Raw genomic sequence first — 25,050 nt, forward strand, 5'->3', positions numbered from 1 at the left:
TTACTCCAAGAAAAATCCGCTGACTTCCCAAGTTGGGAGCCAGCGGATTTTTTATGTCTCTACCTAAATGATGCCGTGGGCGCGCACCAGTTGGCGGGCTTCTTCCATCACCAAGTAATAAGTGGTCATGGTGGGAGCCAGTTGCGCGATATCGGCCCACGCCTTCAAGTGCTCAGACTTGATAGGGGTGAAGAACTTCGCGATGCCTTTTTGTTCCGCGGCAGCCGCGCGTGAGACATGCGCGGCAGCGACAGAGATATATGGACCCCACGCCCACCAGTTCTTTTGGCGCTGGCCATAGGTCGCACCAAATTTGCGCAGCAGCACCAGGTGGCGGCGGATATCATCGCCAATAATATTGGCCTCTTGCTCGAAGAGTTCTTGGCGCAGTTCGACAAAACCCTCGATGTCTTCGAATTTGCGGCGGCGGCGCAACAGCTCAAACCATCCGTGGCGTAGAGCTTTGGCATCGACAATGCCGCGATCACCGGCGATGTCGTTGAGGGCTTCCACGGCATCGGATAGCGCATTCGCCTGAGCAGCGCTGACGACTTCCTTCATGATCTGCTGGGTATCGCGCAGCGGGGACAGCACCAACGACGTCGGCTCAGCGGTCTTCGGTGGCAGGTCGGCCGGCACGGCGCCGGTCAGCAGACCAGTGAGATAGTCTCCGCCCGCGTGGTCAATAAAGTCCATGGCGTCGCGGGCGGCATCGCCGGTGAGGTTGGCATCGATAAGCTCATTGAGCAGCTCCAGCGCATAGACCCAGGCGGTAGCCCGAAAATCGACCATGCGCTCGCCATTGGAATGGAAGTCGAAATTAACCAGGCCGTGATACACCGTCAGCGCGGGCTGGTCGCCAACGCGCACATTGGAGCGTCCCAGCGCCTCCAGCATGTGCCGAGGGTCAGAGTTCACAGTGCGGCGCACCGCAGCGCGCAGGGGACTTAGCAGCGGGTCGTCGACGTTGCGCAGGGCGTACAGGTGGCGCCACAGCGCCGATTGCAGTTGCTTGTCGATGCGCTCTTTCTGATTACTCTTCGACAACTGCCACGACAACTGCGCGCCATCAGCGGTGTCAAAGTGGCCTTCCTGGTTGACCACGATGGCCGAGAAGGTCGGGCGCTTGGGAGCCTTGGGGATAAAGCCGGCATAAGATTCCACGACGTCGAGAACCAACGGGCCGGCGTCTTGGAGTTCTTCGGGCACAGGGCAGCTAAGCCCGGCGTCAAACTCCACGCTCCAGGGCTCAATATCGGGCCGGGTGGCAGGCCATAGGAATCCGGCGAGGTCCTTATCGCTGGAATAGCCTGAAAGCCGCAGGCGTTCCCCGACGATATTGGCGGTGATTTCTGGCACTGCCTCGGTAAAGCGTGCCGTGGTGGCAATGATGACATCCGGGGTGGCGTGCGCGGCGTAGGCCTTTTCAAATTCTAATTCGGATTCATAGGCCTTGGTCTTGCCGGCGGAATCGAGCTCATCCCAGGTGGCCGCGGCGTTGTGTGGGTGCCACGCAAGGGTTGCCAGGATCGAGGCGTGCGCTGATTTAAAGGCGGAGCGGATGGCGGCGTTGGTGGTGCTAAAGATCGCGCCGCCGCGCTTGCGCTTGAGCTGGATGACTTTGACTTTGCGGGAGATCTCATGGGTCAGCAGCAGGGAAGCGGTGCCGCCGATGCCGCCGGGGAAGTTGACGCGGAACTCGCCGTTCTTGGATAAAGAATCCAAGGTGATGGTATTGGGGAAGTAATCCCAATCCGGTTGCTCGCCGCGCTGGTCGACCGAGTAGGCCAAGGCCTTGGGCACCACGACGACATCCAGGTGGTAGTCGGCGGGGTTGGAGATAACGAAGGACTGGGAGCGCTCATCGCGGTCGATGGGCTGGGCGCGATCGAAGGGGAGCTCGATGTATTTTTCCGAGGTATTGCGCGGCGCGAAATAGGCCTTGGTATAGGCGTTGGCGTCACCGGTTTGGTCGGGGTGGCGGAAGTTTGCGCCCGAGTCGCCGGTATAGGACACACGCAGGTTAAAACCCTCGGCCATGTTGTAGGTGCGGCGCTCGACAAGCTCGCCGTCGCGCAGCACGTCGATTTCGTAGTGGCCGATCCAGGTATCTTCAAAGACGTCATCGAATAGCAGGAAGGGCTCGCCCCCGTACTGGTCGAGCTCGATTTTCTCTTCGACGAGCTCGCGCTCGGGAAGCTCGCCAGCTTCATAGGCTTCGGCGGTGGTGTCGAGGTAGTAGAGCTCGACGGTCCATTCGGCGCTGTCGTGCACGGGAAGCTGCAGCTTGGGCGAGACGGTGTAGATGGGGTTGCCATCAACGCCTTCAGCATCGCTGATGCGCCCGGCCGCGTCATACCAGCGCGGGGCATAGAGGTTGCCGATGTGCACCTGCTTGGCGGTGTGCGCCTTCGAGGTGGAATTGGCGGCGCCGTAGCTTAAGAGCAGCACGCTGGTGATATCGAGGTTGCGGAATTCAAACAGGGACCACTCCGGCCAGGAGCTGAACTTCAGCTCATCGGCGGGCACGGCGGTGCGGGTGGGAAACGCGTCAGCTTCCTCGACGCGTGCTTCGGGTGCTTCGGCTCCTTCGGCTTCCTGCGGTTCTTCTACCGGCGCGGCTGCCGCCTCCTCGGCGTCTTCCACGGCATCGGCGGGCAGCTTAAATTTCGTGCCGGTCGGCGCGAGGAAAAGCGCAGTTGACGAGGTAATCCGGTTCTGATCCTCGGCGCGGGTGAGGTCGGGATGAAACAGCACCGAGGGGAAGGTGGGATCCACCACGGGAAGGCGGTGGCGTTCGCCGGTGGCAGAGTTTGTCACCGTGATGCGCGCGGTGGGCTGCACGATGCTTACGCGCTGCGGTTGCGGGCGGCCTTCGTCGTCGAGGGCGGCGGGGATGCGAAAGCTGTCGAAGCCGGCATCGATAAGCCACTCGATGCGCTCATCATCGCTGGGCATAATGGCAGGCAGGATGAGGTAGAGCTTGCCGGTGTCAGGCTCCAGCTGCAGGCGCGGGGCATCGGGCAGCACAGGAGACACGCCATCCAGGGTGACTTCCGCGGGGGTAAGCTCCGCGACGGCATTGATGGCGTCCTTGTTGCGCGTGCCCAACTGATCCGCAAGGACAGCTTTCAGGGTCGTTTTATTCCGCGAGTGCGCCGCGCCGTTAAAGCGCGCCACTGCCGATACAGCGGGATAGGTTGCCAAGGTATCGGCGACAGATTCTTGAGCGGCAAGCGCAGCGGTTAGTCCGCGGCCTAATTCCGTGGAGCACCAGTCCAGCTGAGCCTGGGTGAGGTCTAGGGACTCACAGGCAGCAAGGGCTTGATCGGCCGTCGCCAAGCGCTGTGCCGTATCCGGATAGCGCTGTGCGGCCTGGATGAAGTCTGCAGCAGCAGGAGCAGTAGGAGCAGGGAACGAAACTGAATTCTGTGAAGTAGTCAAAAACCTAAAATCCTGAAGTTAAACGCGTGGATAGTGCTCTAATCTGCGGACCGGATGTGCGCATACTTATGGTAGCTGGGCATGCGCACAGGGGCATTAGGTCATGGTTGCGGCAGATTCGATTGAGAGTTTAACTATTTTGCCATACTTCGCGGCCAAAGCAGATATATGCAGTTCGCAGCTTAAATTTTCACACCCGCGGTTAGCAGTAAGCTGCGCGCGACCTTATCGGTTTCTTGCAGCATGAGCGGATTCGTTCCCGGCATGGGAGAGATAGTGGTGTCTGGCCACTGGGAATAGGTCGGAATGCCGGCCACGTGCAGGCGGGGATCCAAAGATCCATCGCCGTGGATGGTGCGGCGAGTGGCGTCATCGGTGGCGGGGGAGCCGGTGGGGTTTCCACCGTCCAAAAATGGCGTGAGGCGCTCGGCAATAGACTTTGCCAAGCTATCGCCGGGGCGACGAACATCGGGCTTGTGCATCCAGGCATCAATTAGCACGGGGGAGTGCACAGCACGCGAGCCAGAGGTCATGATGAACTCCTGCTGCGAGCTCTGCGGCGGGGTGCCAATGGTCACGGCGGTGCGGTCGCCGACGAAGGTGACGAGGCCGGCGTCGACCAAGGCGAGCAGTTGGCGGGTACGAAACAGCGGTGGGCCAGAGCCAGCCATTTGGCCCAAGGTCATAAATTCCTTGTACGCGCCGGTGCGGGTCTCCCAGATGAAGCGTCCATTCGAGCCCAGGATGGAGGCCGGTTTCCGGGCGGCTGAGATGGCCCACAACCCGGCCTTTAGCGGCGAATTGCGGGCGGCAACGGCCTCGCGGATATCGCGCTCCAGGCGGCTAGCGATGCGCGTGGTCAGCTCACGGGTGGTGAATTCTGCCACGCCCACGCCCTTTTTGGACAACGGTGCAATCCAATCATTGAGCTGGAAAGGTTCGGTTGTCTTTTCTGCCAGCGACGCGGTGAGCGCCGCCGGCATGGAGCTTGCATCATTGCTGGCAGAGGGAATGGGGGTGGCGTCGATGATTCGTAAGATCTCGTCTAAGTCCACGTTAAGGCTGTCTGGGCGCACGCGCGCCAGGGTGGTGTAGTACTCCGAGTAGGAATCGCGCACAATGGCAGGCCAGACGATATTGGCGAAATCGATGGACTGCTCAGCCGCATCTTGGTGCTGCGCGATCACTTCTTGCAGGCGGGCAAGGTTGGCCTTGGGCGGGAGCGAGTGATATTCCGATTTCGGCAGGTAAGGATAGCCGCGGCCGGAGCCGACATACAGGTGCGGTTCGCGGCCAGAGGAAACGTAGCGCAGCCCGGCGCGCGCGGAGTCGTCGTCGATGAATTCGCCGCCGCGGTCGATGGTCAGCAGCGCCATGACATCGAAAAAGCCCATGCCCAGTCCACGGACGAGCACGTCGGCTTTATCGGGAACAACGGTCAGGTCTTGCTCGACGGGGTTGCCGGGTTTTACCCAGGTCAAATTCGAGTTGTGGAAGATTTCTTCTTCCGCATTGGCCGCCGGCTCGGTCCACCCAGAAGCCAGCACGGTGGCGTGTGCTGTGACTTCCTCGCCGGTCGATAGCCTAATAACATCTGCTTCGTGGCCTTGGTCGATGTGCTCGGCGCGGGCTTGGTGGTTGATAACTTCGGTGCCCGCGGACAGTTGCGCTAGGGCAACACGCAACACCCAGCGCAGGTAGGCGCCGTATAAGGCGCGGGAGGGGTTGGATTCGGGCACGGTGGCGGCAATTTCTTCCGCAAAGTCCTCGGCGATGGAAGGGTGCGGCGGGAAGGCATCGAAAAGCTCTTGCTTTGGCTTGTTGATGCCCTCGCGCTCCCCACGCAGCAGCTGAATCCACTCGTATTGAATCGGCCCTTCGAGCACGGGCGCGCCGACGGTGGCACCGGGTTCGGTAAACAGGGTGACCGCACCGGCGAGGGTATTCATGCACAGGGTATGCGTCTGGTCGGTTTCCCAAATGCGGCCGGCGCCGTGCTGGGCATCATCGATGAGGTGGATGGTCAGCGCAGGGGTGTGGCCGGCTTGGTGCAGGTAAGAAGCGATGCGCTCGATAATGGAGATTCCGCGGGGTCCTGCACCCACTATGGCAATCGAGGGGTGTGTTGCGAAGGTATTGCCGCTAGTGGGGGTGGAAGGCATGGAAATATTCGCTCGGCTTTCTTTGGTTTTGGGTGGTGAGGTGCTAATTTGAGAATCTATAGACAGTGTAGTCTACCCAAAAAAGACAATCCAGTTCGGTATCTGTTAAGTTTTCTACATCGAATAATAACAACCCATTCAAATCAGCTATAAGAAAGTGACGCGGATTAGTGAAACGCATACATCGCCCCGGGAATGCACGTGTCCTGGGCGCCTTTGCGGTACTGCTGGCTACCAGTTTGGTGGCCGCATGCACCACAAACGCAGAAAGCGAAGAAGGTGACGTTACGGATACGGCCGGCATTGAGGCCAATGAAATTACCTACCTCGAGCCTCAGTTTTTCCGTACCTTGTACCCACCGGCGGCGGGCTTTTATCCCAATGGCGCAGTAGTCAATCAGATTACGGACCGTTTGTTGTACCAAGACCCGGAGACCTTGGAGCTTTCTCCGTGGATTGCTACCGACCTGCCGGAGATTAACGCCGACGCAACGGAATTTACCTTCGATATCCGCACCGATGTCACCTATTCCGATGGCACGCCGCTAACAGCGGAAAACGTGGTGCGCAATATCGACCTGTACGGCCAAGGCGATGATGAGCGTCTGCTGAATGTCTCCGAGCAGATTTCCAACTACGAGCGCGGCGAAGTCGTGGATGAAGACACCGTGAAATTCTATTTCTCGGAACCTTCCCCGGGCTTTGAGCAAGCAGTATCATCCTTCAATGCTGGCTTGCTGGCTGATTCGACGCTGGAATTAGACAATGAGGGCTTTGGCCCCGGCAACGCCGAGGCGATTATTGGCTCTGGCCCCTTCGTCATCGATGGCGAAAAGCTGGGCACGGACCTGCACCTGTCGGCGCGGGAAGACTACGACTGGGCACCGCCGGCGCACGAGCACCAAGGCCGGGCGCGCCTAGATGGCATTAACTATGTGCTGGCGGCGGAAGAATCCATGCGCACGGGTGCGATTACCTCCGACCAGGTGCAAATTGTGCGGCAGGTATCCGCGCCGCAGGAATCTCACCTGAACGATGCCGGCATCAACGTCGTCTCTCATGGCACCAATGGCATGAATAACCAGCTGGCGTTTCGCTTTAACGCTTGGCCCTTTGATGACAAAGCCGTGCGTGAGGCCGTGATCCATGGTGTGGACCGCGAGCAGATTATTCACGTGCTCTTTTCCGAGTCTTACCCGCTGGCCACCTCCACGATGGCCGAAAATGCGCTGGGCTATAAGGACCAGGGCGATGCCTATGAATTCGATCCAGAGCGCGCAGCACAGCTTCTCGATGACGCCGGGTGGGAGCTCGGCAGCGATGGCGTGCGGGTTAAAGATGGCAAACGCTTGAGCATTACCGCCAAGCTCGCGATGCCGCAGCCCCGCTCGCGCGAGGTGATCACCATGATTCAGGAGCAGCTGAGCAATATCGGCATTGAGCTGCACCTCAACTCCGGTGACCAGGCGACCCAGGATGCGGATTCCAAAGACCCCAATAAAATCCAGGTGGATCACACCATGGTCGGTCGCGCCGATTATGACGTGATTAAGTCCCACTATTCAGTTGATAACCGCGATTCCTTCATCAACCAAGACGACAACGGCAATGTCTTGGACCAGCACTTGGAAGACCTCTTGAGCAACGTGGTCTCTACCGCAGGCGATGAGGGACGTGCGGAGGCTGCTGCAGCAGTGCAGGACTATGTCACCGAGCAGGCCTATGCCTTGCCCCTATTTGAAGAGCCAGTGGTCTATGCGGTCCAGCCGTATCTCAAGGGCTTTGCCCCGGAGGCCATTGGGCGGCCCAGTTTCTATGGTGCGTGGATCGACCACGAGGAGGCACAGTAAATGACTACCGGAGCATTAGCTCGTCGCATCGGGCAATCCGTCCTGGTGCTATTTATCACGTTCACCGTGGCGTTCTTCTTACTTTCCGCGCTGCCATCCGATGGCGTCATGGCGCGCTACGGCGCACCGGCGCTGGGACTTTCCCAAGCAGAAATCGATGGCATTCGCGAGGAGATGGGCATCGATAAGCCCATTCTGGTGCAATTTTTGACCACCCTGGGCGGATTTGTGACCGGCAACTTTGGTACCTCCGTGCAATCGGGCACCGCGGTATCGACGATGGTGGCCGAAAACCTGCCTTATACCTTGGCCCTGGCAACCACCTCGGTGGGCCTGGCCATTATCCTCGCGCTGATTGTCGCGTACCTGGCGACCGTGCCGGGGCTGGGCTTTATCGGAACCTTCTTCCGTAGCCTGCCTTCGCTGCTGGTTTCTTTGCCCGGCTTTTGGCTGGCGATCCTGCTGCTGCAGTTTTTCTCCTTCCGGCTAGGTTGGGTCTCGGCGATTAACCCCGGCCCAATTGAAGGTCTTATCCTGCCGACGCTGACCTTGGTGGTGCCCATGGCGGCCCCGCTGATTCAGGTGCTGATTCGCTCCATCGACGAGGTCAACCAGCTGTCGTTTGTGCAGGTGGTGCGCGCCAAGGGTGCCTCGGAAGCATGGATTTTCTGGCGCAATGTGCTGCGCAATGCCATTTTGCCGGCGCTGACCATGGTGGGCTTGCTCTTTGGCGAGCTCGTAGGCGGCGCCGTGGTGACCGAAACCGTCTTTGGCCGCGCGGGCCTGGGCAATATGACCGTGCAGGCGGTGTCCAACCGTGACACTCCCGTGCTGCTGGCCGTGGTCGTTATCGCTGCCACCGCGTATATCATCATCAACCTCATCGTGGACCTGCTGTATCCAGTCCTTGACGTGCGCTTGCGCAGGAAGGCTCAGTAAATGACTAATCAGACGTCTTCACCCAAGCACGAACAATCCCGGCTGAACTCGACAGCAAAGCGCCCCAAAGCGCACAAGGGACACAACCCGTGGACAACTCCCGGCTCGATCATCGCGATCATCATCCTTGTCATCGCCTTTGCCTGGGCGCTTTTCCCCAGCCTGTTTACCAACTCTGACCCGTATGCCGGTACCGACGTCGCGCTGCAGGCACCCAGCGGCGCGCACTGGATGGGCACCGATGCCGTCGGCCGCGATGTCTACACCCGCATTATCTACGGTGCGCAGCAATCCTTATTCGGCGCACTAATCGCCGTGGCCGTGGGTCTGGTGCTGGGCACCTTGCTCGGCCTTATCGCCGGCACCCGCGGCGGATGGGTTGACTCCGTCATCATGCGGCTCGTGGATGTCCTGCTGTCCATCCCCGGCATCTTGCTGTCGCTGTCGATCATCATCATCCTCGGATTCGGATCGACCAATGCCGCGTTTGCGGTGGGTATGACTTCGGTGGCTACCTTCGCGCGCTTGGCGCGTTCGCAGGTGATGTCGGTGGCCAAGTCCGACTTTATTGAGGCCGCCTACGGATCCGGCGCCTCGAGCGTGCAGGTGCTGTTTAAGCACATCCTGCCCAACTCGCTCACCCCGGTGATTGCCCTGGCTACCTTGCAATTCGGCAGCGCCATCTTGCAGCTGGCCATCCTTGGATTTTTGGGCTACGGCGCACCGCCACCAATCCCCGAGTGGGGCCTGATCATTGCCGATGGCCGCGACTTCGTTGCCACCGCCGGGTGGGTTGTAACCTTCCCAGGTTTGGCGATTATCGCCGTGGTCATGTCCGCCAACCACCTCTCCCACAACATCCACACGGAGGCCTAAGAGCATGTCAACCCCATTGCTACACATTGACAACCTGGCCGTGAGCTACCAAACCCGCAAGGGCGATATCCCCGCCGTGTCCGGGGTGAGCCTGGAAGTCCTACCCGGCGAGATCACGGCTATCGTGGGTGAGTCCGGCTCCGGCAAATCCACCACCGCCATGGCAGCCATTGGGCTCTTGCCGCGCAACGCCAGCGTGGATACGGGCGTGATGCATTCTAAGAGCCGCGATATTACTAACCTGTCTAATAGTCAGTGGCGCCAGCTGCGCGGGCAGCAGATTGCGCTGATCCCGCAGGATCCGAATAACTCTCTCAATCCGGTCAAAACCATCGGCGCCTCGGTTGAGGAGGCCATGGTCATCCACCGGCAGGGCACCGCCGAAGATCGCAAGCGACGCGCCATTGAGCTGCTGGGCACCGTCGGTATTGACGATCCCGAGCGTCGCTATCACCAGTACCCGCACGAATTATCCGGCGGTATGAAACAGCGCGTGCTCATTGCCGCCGCGTTGTCGTTGGAGCCGGACCTGATCATCGCCGATGAGCCCACCTCCGCGCTGGATGTCACCGTGCAGAAAGTTATTTTGGACCTGCTGGATCGGATGCGCGCGGACTTAGGCCTGGGCATTTTATTTATTACCCACGACCTGGCGGTGGCCGGTGACCGCGCCGATCGCATCGTGGTCATGGAAAAAGGCCAGGTGCGTGAGGCGGGACTAGCGGCGAATGTGCTCACGGACCCGCAGCACGACTATTCAAAGCGCTTGCTTGCCGATGCCCCCTCGCTCGCCACCCCAGAGATCCGCCGCCAGGCACCAGCAGATACCACCAATGAACCATTGGTCAAGGTATCTGGCCTGACAAAAACCTATGGCGATTTCACCGCAGTGGAAGATATTTCCTTTGAGGTGCGCCCGGGAACGACCCATGCGCTGGTCGGGGAGTCAGGCTCCGGCAAGACCACGACGGGGCGAATGGTTTCGCTGTTTGAAACCCCAACGGAGGGTTCCATCACCGTCGGTGGGGTAGATATCCTGGCGACCAAGGCTTCGGAACGCAAGCAGCTGCGCAGCAATATTCAGCTGGTGTATCAAAATCCGTATTCCTCCCTTGACCCGCGCATGCGTATTGGCGATATCATCGCCGAGCCGTATCGAAACTTCACCGGCGCTTCCAAGTCGAAGGCGCAGGCCCGCGCACAGGAGTTTTTGGAGCTGGTGTCTTTAGATGCAGATATGTATTCGCGCCGGCCACGGGAGCTTTCGGGAGGCCAGCGCCAGCGCGTTGCGATTGCCCGGGCGCTTATCGTCGAACCGGAACTCGTGATTTTGGATGAGGCTGTCTCCGCTTTGGATGTCACGGTGCAAGCCCAGATCATCCGCCTGCTGGATCAGCTGCAGAAGGATTTGAGCTTGACCTATATCTTCATCTCGCACGATCTTGCGGTGGTACGCCAGATCTCCGATACCGTCAGCGTGCTGCGCCGCGGCGAACAGGTAGAGCACGGCGTGACCGAAGAGGTCTTCCGCAATCCGCAGTCCGAGTTCACCCGCGAGCTCATCGGCGCTATCCCGGGGCACCGCTACCGCGCTGGTGACCTAAACTTGGGGCTATAGAAAGAGGAGATCATGACCGATATTATTAACCAACTCGCTGGCATCGATGATGCCGAGATCATCGCCCTGCGCGAGCGTCGCCCGGATGCCGTAGCTAATGCACAAATCAGCTTTGAAGCTTTATTGGAGCCGCAGGATCCAGGCACGTTTAGCTACGCGGAGCGCTATGCCGTCGCGGCATTTGTCGCCGGGGTGGCACAGTCCGGGCGCGCTGCTACCTTCTACCTCGACTTGCTTGCCGATGAGGCCGAGGACGACCTCGTTGCCGCCCTCCAGCAAGCCATTACCGCCGGCACCACCACGGGCCCATTCCACGGCGGCGAGTTCACCGTGTTTGACCCGCAGTCCGCGTTGGGGCAACGCTTGGCCGCCGGGCTGGATTTCGCGCACCTGCTGACCTTCCACCCCAAGGACGCCAGCCCCGCATCCATTGGCCACTTGGATGCGGCCGGCTGGTCCGCCGATGACATCGTATCGTTGAGCCAATTGATTGCTTTCCTGGCTTTCCAGCAGCGCGTGGCGCACGGCATTCAGGTGCTGGCTGGGACAGGAGCGCAAGCAACGGCCTCCGCTTCAGCAGGCTCTGCTTCTACAGGCAGTGTGGCATCGCAAAGCACTGGCTCAGCGATTGCTACCACCGTCGCCGATCCCGGCTGGGCACCGACGGACAACACCTTGCTTCCCGACGTGGTCAAGCCGACCAAGTTTGTCAACCACGCCCTGGGCTGGGAACCCTGGGTGCCTTCCATGGCCAAAGAGGATCTCACCGACGTCCACATCGACGCGCTCATTAAGCCCGAGCGCAAGGACATGCCCTATTTCCGCCTGCTGGCGCGTGACCCCGCAGCACTCAAGGCGCGCACGTTGACCGACCTGGACATTTTCTACAATACCGAGGGCGGTCTCGGGCGCGCGGAGCGCGAGCTCGCCGCAACCGTGGCCTCCCGCTTCAACGGCTGCGAATACTGCGCCTCGGTGCACCAGGCCCGCGCGAAGGAAGAAGGCGGCGATGCCGACGCCATCCACCGCTTACTCGATGAGGGCATTGACGCCGACCTGGGCACCCAGGACTGGTCCGCCATCCGCGACGCCGCCGTGGCACTAACCGCGACTCCCTCCGCTTTTACCGAAAAGCATGTTGCGGCACTGCGGGAGGTCGGCTTGGATGATTTGAGCATCATTGATGTCATCAACTCCTCGGCCTTTTTCAACTGGGCCAACCGGCTGATGCTTACCTTGGGTGAGCCCAACGTGCCCGAGCGCTTTCGCTAATCAGTAGCTAACCAAGCACCCACATAAAGCAACCACGAAGAAGATCCCCGAAACTGCACACGCTGGGGATCTTCTTCGTGGTTTGGTTTTAGGCGGGAGAATTCACGTCATCATGTCGAGGACTATCAGTGGGAGAGGATCCTGGCCCCGGCGGATCCTGCGTCTTTAATTTGTGGTGGGCCGATTGCTGCGCTGCAGTGGAATCATTAAACCGCAGACCATCGCTATATGGATACTGGGTACCCGCGCGGCCGGTTTCGGAACATCGCGCAGCATGCGCCATATTATGCCTGAAATCTCGGGCATCATTATTGTCGCCGTGGTGCCTGCGACATCGCAGCGTCAGATTGTGTAAATCCGTCACACCTTGATAGCTCCACGCCACAATATGGTGGACATCGCAGTTCGTTGCCGGAACCTCACAGCCATCGTGCGAGCACACCATTTCGGCAGCTACCAGCGCTATCTTTTGCGCTAAATTAGCATTTCGGCGGCTACGTCCTAACGCCAGCGGCTGGAAATTAGTGTCATCCATGATACACAAGTAGTCACTTCCGGCCGCGCCGAGCCTGACGAGGTCCAGCGGGGTGAGGAAGATGCCTGTATCGGTCGGCAGCAGGGTGTCAGGGGAGAGGTTCTCCAACTCCTGACGCGTTGCAGAGACCACGATGGTACCCAAACCGGAGTCAGGGTGACGGGTGGACATGAAATTCGAGCACAGCTGCGTGAGCTGGTCACCGCGGCGCTGTGCCAGGCTACGAGTATCCTCATAACCCGTTTCCTCCTTGTCGAAGCCCGGACGCGCGGCAGGAGACATTGCCTTCATGAAGATTGCCGCCGAGGCAGGGTCGAGCTTGCCGCGGAAAGAAACCATGCCCTCGGCATCGGGTTGAGAGATATGCAATTCCCGCTTTTTCAGCAGTGCGGTGTTATCCCGCTCGCCATTGGGCATCACCGCTTTGGCATTGGCGTGCCGGATGGCTTTGCGCAGCCAGGTCTTCAGCTGCGACTTGGATAGCTCGCGCGCCTTGTCTATTGCCTGGGAACGCAATTCGTGCCTTCCGGGCTGTGCATAGCGATCGAGCTGGCGCAGCTCAAAGTCGATCATGCGCAGCACATCGGCAGGAATGGAACCGCTTCCGAGCTTGTCACGGTTTCGTGCCTTGGCTTCATTTTCGCGCTCTGCGCGCTCATCGGCCTCACGCTGACGAGCCTCTTGTTCCTCGCGCTCCCTACGGCGTTGACGCTCGCGCTCTTCCTCCGCGCGCTTTTTCTTCTCGGCCTCGGCTTGCGCGTTTGCCTGCACGTCGTCTTCCGCGGAACTGTCCACCGGCTCCTCTTCCGGTTCTGGTTCCGGCTCCGGGGTAGGAGGTGGGCCCGGATCAGGCTTTACATCTTCACCGAAAATAGTTTCAGCATTGCGGAGTCGAACCATGGCCTCGCCATAGGACAGCTTCATGCGCTTGATGAAGTACTCGGTGGCATGCGAGGACGAGACCATGCGTCCGGCATCGTCGCGCTCGGCAAGGTGTGCGAAGGCGGCATCGATAAAAGTCTTTTTGCCGAAAGATTCCTCGAGATCTTCCATCAGGAGGTAAATGTCGTGAAATTTCAAGGTATCCACGGAATGCATGGCGGCCTGCAGATTGGTCAGATCCGTGGTGATATGTGCGATAGAATCTCGAATAATTCCATGCGCAATCTGACGGTCCTGCCGCCGTGATTCCGGATGATATCCCTTCATGACATTAACCCCCTTTCGCTGTTCACCGCCGTTTCCGGCTCACCATTCATTCGATGCTGTCTTGCCACAAATCATAACCCACCTCCCGGACTTTGTCGCGCCTATTTTCGAAAACAAATAGCCCGCGAATATTACTTCAACCTTGAAATATGCTCTTGCGAACTGGCGAAAGAAGCGATTAGAAGGCATAAAAATAAGGGCCTAATCTCGCAAGATTAAAGCCCTTATTTAGCCCGCTAACGGGGGTAATTTATGCTCCGGCAGCAGCCTTCAAAGCATCAGCGACAGCACCGGCATCCGTCCCGTCGACTGTGGTGAACTCGGTTGCCACATTTTCGATAGCAGCATCTGGCTCGCCTGGGCCTACGTGAACCACGGACAGCTCCACGTTATCGCCCGCAGCCTGCTTAAAGGCCTCAGTAAAGGCAGCATCATCCATATTGGTGACTGTGCCGGTCGTGACCACCAAGACGCGCACAGGGCCATTAATATCAGCGGCGCGGTCAGCTGCGGTATCGGCCGCTGCGATAATCGCTGGGCGCGACTGTGGCTCGCCGCCCGTGCCAAATGCCTTGATGGTGTCGGCGGCTTCGTCACCGTTGCCAAAGCCCAGGTTGTCGCGGTATCCCACGGTCACGCCGGGGTTTAGGGGAGAGGAGTAGTTCCATAGGGCAACAGCTTTGCCATCGGCGCCCAGAGCGTGCGCGGTGTTGGCCAACGCACCGGTAACCTGGTCAAATTGTCCAGCAAGGCCGGCAGAAGTATCCAGCAAGATGAGGGTATCGGCGGAAGCAGCAGCGGGAGCGGGTGCCTTCTCCGAAGGAGTCGCAGGCTCCGAGCTCGCAGCTTCCTTGTCCTCAGATTCAGCAGCCTCGGAAGTCTCCGACGTTGCAGACTCTGCAGAAGGCGCAACCGACTCCGACTCCTCAGCTACCTCGTCAGTTTCCGCGGGCGCCTGTGCGCTGGTTTCGGAGTCTGCAGCGTTATTGACGTCGTCGTTGTCGTCACCGCCTAGGAGGAAAAATAGCAGCGCGATGACGGCCACGATGACAGCGATGGCCACAGCGATGACCCAGCCAGCGGGCTTGTAGTTCTCTTGTCCATTTGAGTGCCGAGCCATTCTGCAGTGCCTTTCATTTCCTACGCCACAGTATTACCGGGCTTTAGATTAGCGCGTTTAGCGTCCTCAATCAGTGCGACAAGCCGACTGCGCATTGGCTTTGCGCGATCGGCAAGATTTCGTTGACGGCGCACATATTCAGCCTTGCCCTCAAGCGTTTCGATGGCCACCACCGAAAATCCAAGCTCGCGGCAATCATAGGGCGAGGCTTCCATGTCCAAAATCCGTGCATCGACAGCCAGCTCGAGGGTGTCCAAGAAAAGCTCGCCTGGCACCAATGGTCCCATCTTCCACGCCCATTTGTACAGGTCCATGGTCGCGTGCACGCAGCCGGCTTGCTCCACGTTCACCTGGTCTGTGCGCTCCAAAACCGTCAGGTTTAAAGACCGCGCAGGGGGAGTGAAAAATCGGAAGGCATCGTAGTGGGTGCATCGGATGCGGTGGGTTTCTACCACCTCATCGGTGCCTTCCTGCCCCAGCCGTAACGGCAAGTCGTGGCGGGTTTCGGTGGATTGATACAGCATCGCCCACTCATGCAGCCCAAAGCATTCAAAGCGGGAAGGATTAGCTTCAGAATTTACTAACAGCCGATGGATATGGTCCATGGCATCGCCGCGTCGAGACCAAAATGCTGCAAGATCTAGCCCAACAGCACCGTCAGCGGTCACATAATCGCGCCAGGTCGCATGGGGTGCGTCGGAGGCATCGGCAAGCAGCGTGCCCACGCCGGGGTGCCATTGGCGCAGGTGCTTAGGGCGCACCGGGTAGTAGTTGAATAAAAAGTCAAAAACCGGGTGCTTTTCATGCCGGTATCGGTAGGTTGCCAGCAGCTCATCCGCGCGGTGCTCATGCGCAGCCATGCGCGTTTGCCATTCGGAACGGGGGAGAACAGACATATTTACCGTGAGCGGCGCCGTGAGTTGGAGTTGCGGGAGGGCTTATTGCTTGACGATGCACCCCTGCCCCGTTGGCCACTGCGCGCAGAGGTAGACCGCGACTTGCCACGAGGTTGCTTTGACTGCGGCTTCGCGGCTGATTGTTGTTGCTGTCCGGGCTCCGGAAGCGCCACGCCGGTGGGCGACTGGGCGCCCGTGATGGTGGCTAAGGTGCGATTATGCGCGGGGCTGGAGTCGGTGGAGATATCAATCGTTTCTGCATCCACGCCGGCCTTGTCAATCAGCTTGGCCACTTCATCGCGTTGTTCATTCATCACTAAGGTGACTACGCTGCCTGCTTCGCCGGCACGGGCGGTGCGCCCAGCGCGGTGCAGATAGGCTTTGTGCTCGGCTGGTGGGTCAACGTGGACGACCAAGGAGACATCGTGGACATCGATGCCGCGGGCGGCGATATCGGTAGCAACCAGCACGGATACGCTGCCATCGGCAAAACCTTGCAGGGTAGTGGAACGAGTATTTTGGCCCTTATCACCGTGCAGCCCCATGGCGGGGATGCCCGCGCGGCGCAGTTTCTTCGCCTGGCGGTCCACACCGTGTTTGGTGCGCATGAACATGATGGTCTTGCCCTCGCGGGCAGCAATGCGAAGCACGACCTTATTGCGGTCTTCGCGCTCACCGACGAAGAATACGTAGTGCTTCATGGTGTCCACGGAGGCCTGTACCGGCGCTGTGGAGTGGGTGACGGGATCGTGCATGAAGCGGGAGACTAACTTGTTAACATCGCCGTCCAAGGTGGCCGAAAACAGCAGTCGCTGGGCGTTGTCTGGGGTCAGGGCCAGAAGTTTTTTGACCTGGGGCAAAAAGCCCATGTCAGCCATTTGGTCGGCTTCGTCGAGGGCGGTCAAGGTGGCATCGGAAAGCGAAAGCTTCTTCTGGTTGACCAAGTCCTGCGCGCGACCTGGAGTGGCTACCAAGATGTCTACGGGGCGGGCGAGCTGACGGATGTGGTTGTTGATGTTGACGCCACCGACCACGGACAACACCCGCAGGCCCATGGCGTTAGCGGGCTCATCCAAGCGCTGCTGAATCTGAATGGCCAATTCGCGGGTTGGCGCAAGCACCAAACCACGCGGGCGACCAGGCTTGGAGGCACCGGAACCGGCGAGGCGGGCGATCATCGGCAAGCCAAACGTAAACGTCTTGCCGGAACCTGTGGGGCCGCGGCCAAGGATGTCCTTTCCGGCCAGAGCGTCAGGAATCGCCGCTTCCTGGATAGGAAACGGCGAGGTGATGCCCTGCTGTGCGAGGACGGAAACAATGGGCCGGGGCAAGCCGAGATCGGCAAAAGTAGTCATTGCCTTCTACTTTAGCCGCCGAACTAAGCCAGAAGTTAATCCATCTTGGTAATCGAACGGTCCGCCGACCACTCGATGTGATAGGTGCCTTCTTTATCCACGCGCTTAAAGGTGTGCGCGCCGAAGAAGTCACGCTGGCCTTGTACCAATGCTGCTGGCAGACGTGATGCACGCAGGGAATCGTAGTAGGAGAGCGAGGAGGCAAAGACCGGTGCTGGCAAGCCTAGTTGCGTTGCGGCGATAACAACGCGGCGCCACGGATCGATGAGATCGGCAAGCTCATGCTTGAAGTAAGGATCCAAAATCAGCGCTGGCAGCTGCGGATTGGTGTCGTATGCTTCGCGGATGCGGTCGAGGAACTTCGCGCGGATGATGCAACCGCCACGCCAGATGGTGGCCAGATCGCGCGGATCCACGTTCCAGTTGTGCTCATCGGAGCCGGCCTTGATGAGGTCAAAGCCTTGTGAATACGCAATCAATTTGGAGGCATACAGCGCGCGGCGGACATCTTCGATGAACTCCTCGCGGCTGATACCCAAGGCCTCAAAATCAACCGCGGTGCCGGCTGGCAGGTCGCCCTCTTGGGCAGCGGAGCGCTGATCGGCGGAAGAGGACAGGGCACGTGCAAAGACAGCTTCGGCGATAGCGGTAATCGGGATGCCAAAGTCCAAGCCGCTAATGGCGGTCCAACGGCCGGTGCCTTTTTGACCGGCGGCGTCGAGGATGACATCGACAAGCGGCTTGCCAGTGTCTGGATCCGTGGTGCCTAGTACTTCTGCGGTGATTTCAATGAGGTAGGAATCCAAGTCGCCGGAATTCCACTCCTGGAAGACTGCGGCAATTTCTGCTGGCTCCATGCCCGCGCCGTAGCGCAGCAACTGGTAAGCCTCGCCGATAACCTGCATGTCAGCGTACTCAATGCCATTGTGAACCATCTTGACAAAGTGCCCCGCGCCATCAGGTCCAATGTGGGTCACACATGGAACCCCGTCGACGACAGCCGCGATGGATTCGAGGATCGGGCCCAAGGTCTTCCAGGACTCCGCTGGACCACCTGGCATGATCGACGGGCCATTCAACGCACCTTCTTCACCACCGGAAATGCCAGCGCCGACGAAGTGACGGTTGCGCTGTGCCATCTCCTTTTCGCGGCGGATGGTGTCCGTGTACAGCGCATTGCCGCCGTCGATGATGATGTCACCATCATCCATCGCGTCTGCCAGCTGCTCGATAACGGCATCGGTCGCAGCGCCCGCTTGAACCATGATGATGGCCTTGCGGGGGCGCTCTAAGGACGCAACGAAATCCTCGATGGATTCAGAAGGAATGAAGTTTCCTTCCTCGCCATGATCCTGGATCAGCGCGCGGGTGCGCTCCGGGCTGCGGTTGTAGACGGCGACGGTGTTGCCATTGCGGGCGAAATTACGGGCTAAGTTGCTGCCCATAACAGCCAAGCCAACAACACCAATGTGGGCTTGATCAGTAGATTCACTCATGCCCGGTATTTTACGCACACTCTTGCACGCGGTGCCGCTTAGTGGCTGCCAAAGCCTCCGCGGTGCCTATGATTAAGGGTTATGAACTCCTCCCACAACGCGGATAAAACCCGCGACAAGCTCGCAGAACTGCTCAAACTGGCGCATGAACGGCCGCTGGACACCGAGGAGCTTGCGCTGCTTAATGAAAATGCCGTCGGCTTCGATGCGACCTTGGGTCTGCGTTATACCCACATCGCCCGCGGGGAGGTACGCGCTGAGGTGACTGTGAACCCGGCGCTGTTACAACCCTGGGGCTTGGTTAACGGCGGGGTATTTAGTTCCATTGCGGAATCTGTCGGCTCTTTGGCCGGGGTCGTCCAGGCTGGTGAGGTAGTCGTCGGTGTCAACAACAACACCGACTTTCTCAAATCCGTTAAGGCGGGCGTCATCGAAGCGCGTGCCACACCCATCCACACGGGGCGGCGTAGTCAAGTGTGGAATGTTGAATTGCGCCACGACGGCCAGCTCGTTGCGCTGTCCAAGCTGCGGACGATGACGCTGGGGTAGCAGATAGATAGTCAGCTATCTATCTATTTATGCTAAAGCCAGTTATTTTTGCGGAACCACCAGAAGATCACGCCCACGGTGATGATCATAAACGCGATGGAAAAATAGTAGCCATATTCGGTGTGCAGCTCGGGCATATTATCGAAGTTCATGCCATAAATACCCGCGATGAGCGTGGGGACCGCGGCCATACCAACGACCGCGGAAATAGTACGCATGTCGGTATTTTGTTGCATGGATACTTTGGCCACGGAGACATCGAGAAGCGAGGACAGGCGTTCATCGAAGCTTTGGATGTGGTCTTTGACCACAGATTGGTGGTCATTGACATCGCGCAGGTAGGAGCGGATTTGCTTGTCGATGAGATCCTTGTGGTTTTCTACCAACGCCTTCAACGCCGCGGACAGCGGCTCGATGGCGTGCTTCATCTCTAAAATCTCGCGTTTATACAGGTAGATGCGGTTGACATCGAAGCGAACGCCGGGTTCAAAGACTTCCTCTTCAATGTCATCAACCTCAACCGCCAATAGCGCGGAAATCTCGGAGTAACGGTCAACCAGCATGTCCAGGATCTTCCAGACCATCGCCACGGGGCCAATTTCCACCAGGGCTTGCTCATCGGCGACTGTATAGGCCAAATTGGGCAACTTGGCTTTGTGGCAGACGGTGATGATGAAGTTTTTGCCCATGATCATCTGCACCTCACCGGTGGAAATGACGTCGCGGCGGTCTTTGACCTCGTCCGAGTCGCGGTAGTTGACAGAGCGTGCGACGACAAAGAGCTGGTCATCGTAACGCTCAAGCTTGGGACGCTGATGCGCGACAACGGCATCTTCGACGATGAGCTCGTGGATGCCAAATTGCTCTGCGATGCGCGTCATGTGGTGCTCCACGGGTTCCACCAAACCTACCCAGACAAACCCGCGGCCATATTCGGCGACGGTCTCTAGCGCTGAGTGGGGAGTAAATTCACCGGGCAAGGCTTCGCCATCGACGAAGACTCGGCAGTGTTCGATAGCGCGTTCCACCGGCACATTCACCTTGGACTGTGAGGGAGGCTCCACCTTCGGCTTGCGTGGCCTAAACGGCGACGGTACAGCGGGCATATCAGCCTCCTTATCCCAGGATTGAATGTGAACGTGGCACAAGCGGCCACAAAGCGCCAGGCACGGTGTCCTGATGGCGCTGGTATTAACGCTAAGGAATCATACCCGCAAGAGGAACACCTATACTCATTGTCATGGCTACTTGGAAAGAAATCACAGACGCAGACCCCTCACACTCACACAACTACGCTCGCCGCTGGAAAGTCATGGAAGCCGAAGGCAAAGATATCTACGGCGAGGCCCGCACCGCGGATGCCATGCTGGAGCGTGGTTCGAAGGTGCTGGACGCCGGCTGTGGCACCGGTCGAATTGGGGGCTATTTGGCGCGTCAGGGCCATGACGTGATGGGCATGGACATTGACCCCATCTTGATTGATTACGCGCAGGAGGAGCATCCTGATGTGCGTTGGGAGGTCGGCGATCTCTCCAATGATGAGATTCCGGATTCCGGTTTTGACCTAGCAATCTCCGCCGGCAATGTCATGGGCTTTTTAGCACCCGAAGGCCGCGAGGGCGCCCTGCGTAATATCTTTGAGGCCCTAGAACCAGGCGGGCGCTTCCTCGTCGGGTTTGGCGAAGGCCGCGGCTGGAGCTTTGACGAATTTTTGAACGATGTAGAAAAGGTCGGTTTCCACATCGACTTCAAGTTCTCCTCGTGGGACTTGAATACTTTCAGCGCCAACTCCACCTTCCTCGTTGCCGTGCTTTCACGGCCCGGAAGTTCCCTGTTGGGATAAAACCTCTGGCTAAGACCTCTGGGGTAAGTCCCGCCGAGACAACCCTGAAATAGACACAGCGAAGCGCCCGTAACCGCTAAGGAAAGTGGTTACGGGCGCTTCGCTTGGTGAAGTAGTGAAGTCTTATTTCACTTCTTGCTTTTTGGAGTTATCAATGATGTTGCGGGCATAAGCCTGCTGCTTGGTAATCTCCACGTTGCCGCGCGAGCGGGTGAAGAAGTTCTCTACCCAGTTGATGAGAGAGACCAAACGGTTGCGGAAGCCCTTGACGTAGGTGATGTGCAGGCCCAACCACGCCAACCAGCCGATGAAGCCGGTCATTTCGGTCTTGCCCATCTTGACCACGGCGTAGCCGCGGGAAATGATGGCCATGGTGCCCTTGTCGAAGTAGTCGAAAGCTTCGTTTTCATTGACGGTCGATTCTTCATCAACCTTGGCGCCAATCAACTTCGCGGCGTGAGCGCCACCCTGCATGGCAACCTGTGCCAAGCCTGGCAGACGCTTCAGGCCCATGAGGTCGCCGATGGCGTAGACGTTGGAGTATTCGCCAACAGTCAGGTCGTCGTTGGTGGACACGCGGCCAGCACGGTCGACCTCGACGCCCGCCTGCTCACCGATGAGACGTGCCAGTGGGGAAGCAGCCACACCAGCGGACCAGATCTTGGTTGCACCGGTGAGGGTGTGCTCCGAGTCGTCCTTGGTGTTTTTGTAGGTGACAGATTCTTCCGTGACATTCGAAACCATGGCGTTGAGGCGGACATCAACACCGAGCTTTTCCAGGGCACGCTGGGACTTGCGGCCCAAACGCTTGCCAAATGGAGGCAGAACCTGAGGTGCACCATCCAAGAGGTAGATCTTCGCGGTCGAAGTGGAGTAGTTGGAGTACACATCGGTCAGGGTGCGGTTTGCCAGCTCTGCGATTTGGCCGGTCAGCTCCACACCGGTCGGACCAGCACCAACGATGATGAAGGTCAAAAGACGCTCGCGCTCTTTTGGATCATCAGTCATCTCAGCCTTTTCGAATGCTCCAATGATGCGTGAGCGAAGCTCCAAAGCATCGTCCAAAGACTTCATGCCAGGTGCGAACTCTGCGAAGTGGTCATTGCCGAAGTAGGACTGGCCAGAGCCAGCAGCAAGGATTAGGGAGTCGTACTCAAAGACGCGAGTGAACTCATCATTGACTGCAGTCACGGTCTGAGCCTTGAGGTCAATATCAGTTACTTCGGCGTTGACGAAGTTGGCATTGTCCTGGTTACGCAAAAGCTGACGCACAGACGGCGCAATTTCGCCAGCAGAAATCATGCCGGTGGCCACCTGGTACAGCATCGGCTGGAACAAGTGGTGGTTTTTCATGTCAATCAAGGTGACATCAACGTTGTCACCCTTGAGCTTTTGTGCGGCAGCAAGCCCGCCCATGCCCGCACCGACGATCACGACGTGGTGGCGGCCACCGGTTGGACGAAATGGAGCATCAGTCATTGCGAAGGAGCACCCTTCCTATAGAAATAATAAGTAATTTTTCGACGTAAATAGTCTAGATCCGAAAAGGCTGAAAGACTAGTTGTTAATCCCTGTGGCTCACCACTTATGCGGCCAGCCTGATATTAAACCCAGCGATTAATCACTAATATCGGACGTTGAATTAAACGATAGTTCGTTGTCGAGGATTCCGCTGGGGGTATCCCTAATGTTTCCTCAGGGATTAGAAAGGCAGAAATGGCCGCAAACCAACATTTGTCTAGCATTGACGCTGAGCAATGGCCCGGAATTGCCACCTGTCCCAGCGGAATTCTAACCGCAGCCCGCGCACGCCGCGCAGAAGCAGAGTTTGCTAGGGCATGCTCGAGTGCTGGGCTTTCATTGGAAGGCGAGCCGGATCTCGTTGTGCATCACGACGCCTTATTCGCGCGGATTGCACACAGCGGATGGCTAGGGGTCGCAGAGTCCTACATGGCAGGAGAGTGGTCTACGCCAGATTCTTCGACTTTGGTTAAAGTGCTCACTCGGCTCCTGGAAGTTGGTTACAACCCGGCCACGAAGCCTGTTCCTATTTCTGAATCTTTCGGCGGCGAACTTCCCGGAGATCTAGTCAGTTTGTATTCCGGTGATGGGCTGAGCCATCACGGCGGACTATTTACCTCCGGGGTGCCGACTACGGTCCGCGAGTCATGGGAGTCTTTTACCCGTGGACCGGGCGCGAAAAAGCCACACTTTGTTGATGTCACCACCGTGCACGAACCTGATGACACCGTGGACCGTGAAGATTTAGGAGATGCGCAGCGTCGCTGGGCTAATGAGCTGTGTGACCTTACCAAAACCGGAGTGGGCACGCACATGCTGGTCTATCCGGCCTCGGGTGCCCAGGTAGGAGTGCAGGCCGCAGCGCGGCGAGCCACGGTAGATATTGCCTCAGCTGACGATGCCCACTTGAAATACCTGCATGAGCAATTGGTCTTAGAAGGCGTCGAAGACTCCGTGGCGTGCATTCCGCTGCAAAAAGGAATTCCGAACCGCACGGAATTGCGCAGTAGGTATGAGGCGATTGTAAGCATCGAAAAGCTCGAAGCTTTAAGCCCCAAACAACGCCAAGCTTTTATCGAAGCTCTCGGCAGGCTGCTCGTTGGAACCGGGCGTGTGGTGCTGCAATCGATGGTGGCTACGGAGACGATGACAAAGGCGGGGCGCAACGCTATGCAACCGCTGCGCGCTTATATTTGGCCAGGAATGGAGCTGCCTTCTGTCGAAGACGTCCATAAGCTCGTTGAACGGCATTCCGGGCTGCGCGTAGTAGAGCACCTGCACCTGGGAACGCACTATAAAGCGTCACTGCAATACGAGCGTTCTTTCTTTGATGGCCGACTCCGGGAGGCTGCAGCGGCTGGCTTTGACCAGGTATTTCGCCGTTTGTGGTCTTATCAATTCGCCTTGCGTGAGGCCCTGCTGGCCTTAGGCATGATTGATTCCGTAGCGTTTGCCGCCACCCATCGTCACCGCGGTGGAAAGCGCTAGAATTGGGATCAAAACCGCTGGTGAGAATAACTTTTGCCCCCTCCAATCGGGGGTGAAGTACATTTTCGTTACCACCTTCTGAAAAAGGAGGGCTATTGTTGTGAGTTGCTTAAAAGCAAACGTTCTTTTTAAGGGTCTATTAACTGCTAATGGGCCCTTTCTTGGTCCTTGATTGTCTTGCGGTCAAGTCCATAAAAGATATTCGAGTTTCTATCTCATCAATACCAAAATGCAGTATCTACTTAAGGAGACTGTTTAAGTGTCTGAAAAGCGTGCTTCGCAGCGCAAGGGCGGCGGAACTTCCGTAGCTCTCGCGGATGCAAGGGATGCACTCGATGTCGAGAACTTCGAGCCAACCGGTGATATCGAAGAGACTGACAACGGACGTCAGATCGTTATTTCGCGCGAGCTGCCACAAGCTCCGCAAGTTGTGTGGGGTTACTTGGCTGATGCCGCGCGCATCTCGCGCTGGTTTGGCCACTGCCACACCATGGATAACCCATCGCACATGACCATGGTTTCTGAGGATATTGAATCCAGCTATGATGTGACCATCGCTGAGTCCATGCCACCTCACTACCTGCACTTGGATGTCAATGACCACCAAGGACATGACCTCAAGCTGCGTTTTTACCTGGCTGAGGAAAATGGTCAGACCTATCTGGAGTTCCACCACAGCGTTGAGGGCGTTGAAGACCAGCTCGGGCTTATCGCCCCGAAGTGGGAGCTGATTTTAGACCGCCTTGAGATTGCGCTGGACGGCGGCAATATCAATGATGTGCGCCTGGCTAATTACTCCTCACAAATCGAGCACTACAGTGGCGCGGCTACGCTGCGCTAGCAATTGAGGGTATAATTACATAAATACATAATCCCA

18 protein-coding genes are annotated in these 25,050 nt (G+C 58.2%); 9 read left to right on the top strand and 9 right to left on the bottom strand.

The window, feature by feature from the left end; all coding sequences use genetic code 11:
- Positions 1-63 precede the first annotated feature (63 nt).
- A complete protein-coding gene (locus CAMM_RS06495; RefSeq protein ID WP_075761529.1) occupies positions 64-3,444 on the bottom strand; it encodes a hypothetical protein in 3,381 nt (1,126 codons plus the stop codon).
- A 182-nt stretch (positions 3,445-3,626) separates the two neighbouring features.
- The gene (locus CAMM_RS06500) at positions 3,627-5,606 is read right to left on the bottom strand and encodes an FAD/NAD(P)-binding protein (RefSeq protein ID WP_003845747.1); all 1,980 of its coding nucleotides are present in this window, start codon (positions 5,604-5,606) and stop codon (positions 3,627-3,629) included.
- A 170-nt stretch (positions 5,607-5,776) separates the two neighbouring features.
- On the opposite strand from CAMM_RS06500, the gene CAMM_RS06505 reads away from it, so the two are divergent.
- Genes CAMM_RS06505 through CAMM_RS06525 form a run of 5 tightly spaced genes read left to right on the top strand, consistent with a single transcriptional unit; the run spans position 5,777 to position 12,161 of the window.
- Positions 5,777-7,456 (top strand): TIGR04028 family ABC transporter substrate-binding protein, encoded by a 1,680-nt coding sequence (locus CAMM_RS06505; RefSeq protein WP_003845749.1) that lies wholly within the window; start codon positions 5,777-5,779, stop codon positions 7,454-7,456.
- A complete protein-coding gene (locus CAMM_RS06510; RefSeq protein WP_003845751.1) occupies positions 7,457-8,395 on the top strand; it encodes an ABC transporter permease in 939 nt (312 codons plus the stop codon).
- Positions 8,396-9,271 (top strand): ABC transporter permease, encoded by an 876-nt coding sequence (locus tag CAMM_RS06515; protein ID WP_003845753.1) that lies wholly within the window; start codon positions 8,396-8,398, stop codon positions 9,269-9,271.
- 4 nt (positions 9,272-9,275) lie between these two features.
- Entirely contained in the window at positions 9,276-10,889 is a 1,614-nt protein-coding gene (locus CAMM_RS06520) for a dipeptide ABC transporter ATP-binding protein (protein WP_003845755.1), read from the top strand.
- 12 nt (positions 10,890-10,901) lie between these two features.
- A complete protein-coding gene (locus CAMM_RS06525) occupies positions 10,902-12,161 on the top strand; it encodes an alkylhydroperoxidase domain protein (RefSeq protein WP_003845757.1) in 1,260 nt (419 codons plus the stop codon).
- Between the two features lie 88 nt (positions 12,162-12,249).
- On the opposite strand, the gene CAMM_RS06530 is transcribed toward CAMM_RS06525, so the two are convergent.
- The 5 genes from CAMM_RS06530 to gndA all read right to left on the bottom strand — a co-directional run bounded on the left by CAMM_RS06530 (position 12,250) and on the right by gndA (position 18,772).
- Positions 12,250-13,905: an HNH endonuclease signature motif containing protein gene (locus CAMM_RS06530; protein WP_003845759.1), complete on the bottom strand. Its 1,656-nt coding sequence runs from the start codon at positions 13,903-13,905 to the stop codon at positions 12,250-12,252.
- A gap of 250 nt (positions 13,906-14,155) precedes the next feature.
- Positions 14,156-15,025, bottom strand: a complete 870-nt coding sequence (locus CAMM_RS06535) for a hypothetical protein (protein ID WP_003845760.1) — start codon at positions 15,023-15,025, stop codon at positions 14,156-14,158.
- 20 nt (positions 15,026-15,045) lie between these two features.
- Positions 15,046-15,921: a hypothetical protein gene (locus CAMM_RS06540; RefSeq protein ID WP_040354550.1), complete on the bottom strand. Its 876-nt coding sequence runs from the start codon at positions 15,919-15,921 to the stop codon at positions 15,046-15,048.
- A 2-nt stretch (positions 15,922-15,923) separates the two neighbouring features.
- On the bottom strand, positions 15,924-17,276 hold the full coding sequence (locus CAMM_RS06545) for a DEAD/DEAH box helicase (protein WP_003845764.1): 1,353 nt from the start codon (positions 17,274-17,276) through the stop codon (positions 15,924-15,926).
- Between the two features lie 35 nt (positions 17,277-17,311).
- Positions 17,312-18,772: an NADP-dependent phosphogluconate dehydrogenase gene (gene gndA, locus CAMM_RS06550; RefSeq protein ID WP_003845766.1), complete on the bottom strand. Its 1,461-nt coding sequence runs from the start codon at positions 18,770-18,772 to the stop codon at positions 17,312-17,314.
- A gap of 81 nt (positions 18,773-18,853) precedes the next feature.
- Here gndA and CAMM_RS06555 point away from each other — a divergent pair, with 81 nt between their 5' ends.
- Entirely contained in the window at positions 18,854-19,321 is a 468-nt protein-coding gene (locus tag CAMM_RS06555; RefSeq protein WP_003845767.1) for a PaaI family thioesterase, read from the top strand.
- Between the two features lie 32 nt (positions 19,322-19,353).
- Here CAMM_RS06555 and corA read toward each other — a convergent pair whose 3' ends face one another.
- Positions 19,354-20,427, bottom strand: coding sequence for a magnesium/cobalt transporter CorA (corA, locus tag CAMM_RS06560; protein WP_003845768.1), 1,074 nt, complete (start codon positions 20,425-20,427; stop codon positions 19,354-19,356).
- A gap of 134 nt (positions 20,428-20,561) precedes the next feature.
- Here corA and CAMM_RS06565 point away from each other — a divergent pair, with 134 nt between their 5' ends.
- Positions 20,562-21,164, top strand: a complete 603-nt coding sequence (locus CAMM_RS06565) for a class I SAM-dependent methyltransferase (RefSeq protein WP_003845770.1) — start codon at positions 20,562-20,564, stop codon at positions 21,162-21,164.
- A 123-nt stretch (positions 21,165-21,287) separates the two neighbouring features.
- On the opposite strand, the gene CAMM_RS06570 is transcribed toward CAMM_RS06565, so the two are convergent.
- Complete coding sequence (locus tag CAMM_RS06570; protein WP_003845771.1) at positions 21,288-22,643, bottom strand: NAD(P)/FAD-dependent oxidoreductase; 1,356 nt, start codon at positions 22,641-22,643, stop codon at positions 21,288-21,290.
- 237 nt (positions 22,644-22,880) lie between these two features.
- Between CAMM_RS06570 and CAMM_RS06575 the strand changes: the two genes are divergently transcribed.
- Together CAMM_RS06575 and CAMM_RS06580 are read left to right on the top strand one after the other, a co-directional pair.
- Positions 22,881-24,173, top strand: a complete 1,293-nt coding sequence (locus CAMM_RS06575; protein WP_003845773.1) for a class I SAM-dependent methyltransferase — start codon at positions 22,881-22,883, stop codon at positions 24,171-24,173.
- Positions 24,174-24,432: 259 nt separating this feature from the next.
- Positions 24,433-25,014, top strand: coding sequence for an SRPBCC domain-containing protein (locus tag CAMM_RS06580; protein ID WP_003845774.1), 582 nt, complete (start codon positions 24,433-24,435; stop codon positions 25,012-25,014).
- Positions 25,015-25,050 lie beyond the last annotated feature (36 nt).

The organism is Corynebacterium ammoniagenes DSM 20306 (assembly GCF_001941425.1).
Taxonomy (GTDB): Bacteria; Actinomycetota; Actinomycetes; order Mycobacteriales; family Mycobacteriaceae; genus Corynebacterium; species Corynebacterium ammoniagenes.

Excerpts from the sequence above, each read along its gene's own strand:
- CAMM_RS06500 (WP_003845747.1), bottom strand. The coding sequence starts at position 5,606 with ATGCCTTCCACCCCCACTAGCGGCAATACCTTCGCAACACACCCCTCG.
- CAMM_RS06510 (WP_003845751.1), top strand. The coding sequence starts at position 7,457 with ATGACTACCGGAGCATTAGCTCGTCGCATCGGGCAATCCGTCCTGGTG.
- CAMM_RS06515 (WP_003845753.1), top strand. The coding sequence starts at position 8,396 with ATGACTAATCAGACGTCTTCACCCAAGCACGAACAATCCCGGCTGAAC.
- CAMM_RS06520 (WP_003845755.1), top strand. The coding sequence starts at position 9,276 with ATGTCAACCCCATTGCTACACATTGACAACCTGGCCGTGAGCTACCAA.
- CAMM_RS06525 (WP_003845757.1), top strand. The coding sequence starts at position 10,902 with ATGACCGATATTATTAACCAACTCGCTGGCATCGATGATGCCGAGATC.
- CAMM_RS06530 (WP_003845759.1), bottom strand. The coding sequence starts at position 13,905 with ATGAAGGGATATCATCCGGAATCACGGCGGCAGGACCGTCAGATTGCG.
- CAMM_RS06535 (WP_003845760.1), bottom strand. The coding sequence starts at position 15,025 with ATGGCTCGGCACTCAAATGGACAAGAGAACTACAAGCCCGCTGGCTGG.
- CAMM_RS06540 (WP_040354550.1), bottom strand. The coding sequence starts at position 15,921 with ATGTCTGTTCTCCCCCGTTCCGAATGGCAAACGCGCATGGCTGCGCAT.
- CAMM_RS06545 (WP_003845764.1), bottom strand. The coding sequence starts at position 17,276 with ATGACTACTTTTGCCGATCTCGGCTTGCCCCGGCCCATTGTTTCCGTC.
- gndA (WP_003845766.1), bottom strand. The coding sequence starts at position 18,772 with ATGAGTGAATCTACTGATCAAGCCCACATTGGTGTTGTTGGCTTGGCT.
- CAMM_RS06555 (WP_003845767.1), top strand. The coding sequence starts at position 18,854 with ATGAACTCCTCCCACAACGCGGATAAAACCCGCGACAAGCTCGCAGAA.
- corA (WP_003845768.1), bottom strand. The coding sequence starts at position 20,427 with ATGCCCGCTGTACCGTCGCCGTTTAGGCCACGCAAGCCGAAGGTGGAG.
- CAMM_RS06565 (WP_003845770.1), top strand. The coding sequence starts at position 20,562 with ATGGCTACTTGGAAAGAAATCACAGACGCAGACCCCTCACACTCACAC.
- CAMM_RS06570 (WP_003845771.1), bottom strand. The coding sequence starts at position 22,643 with ATGACTGATGCTCCATTTCGTCCAACCGGTGGCCGCCACCACGTCGTG.
- CAMM_RS06575 (WP_003845773.1), top strand. The coding sequence starts at position 22,881 with ATGGCCGCAAACCAACATTTGTCTAGCATTGACGCTGAGCAATGGCCC.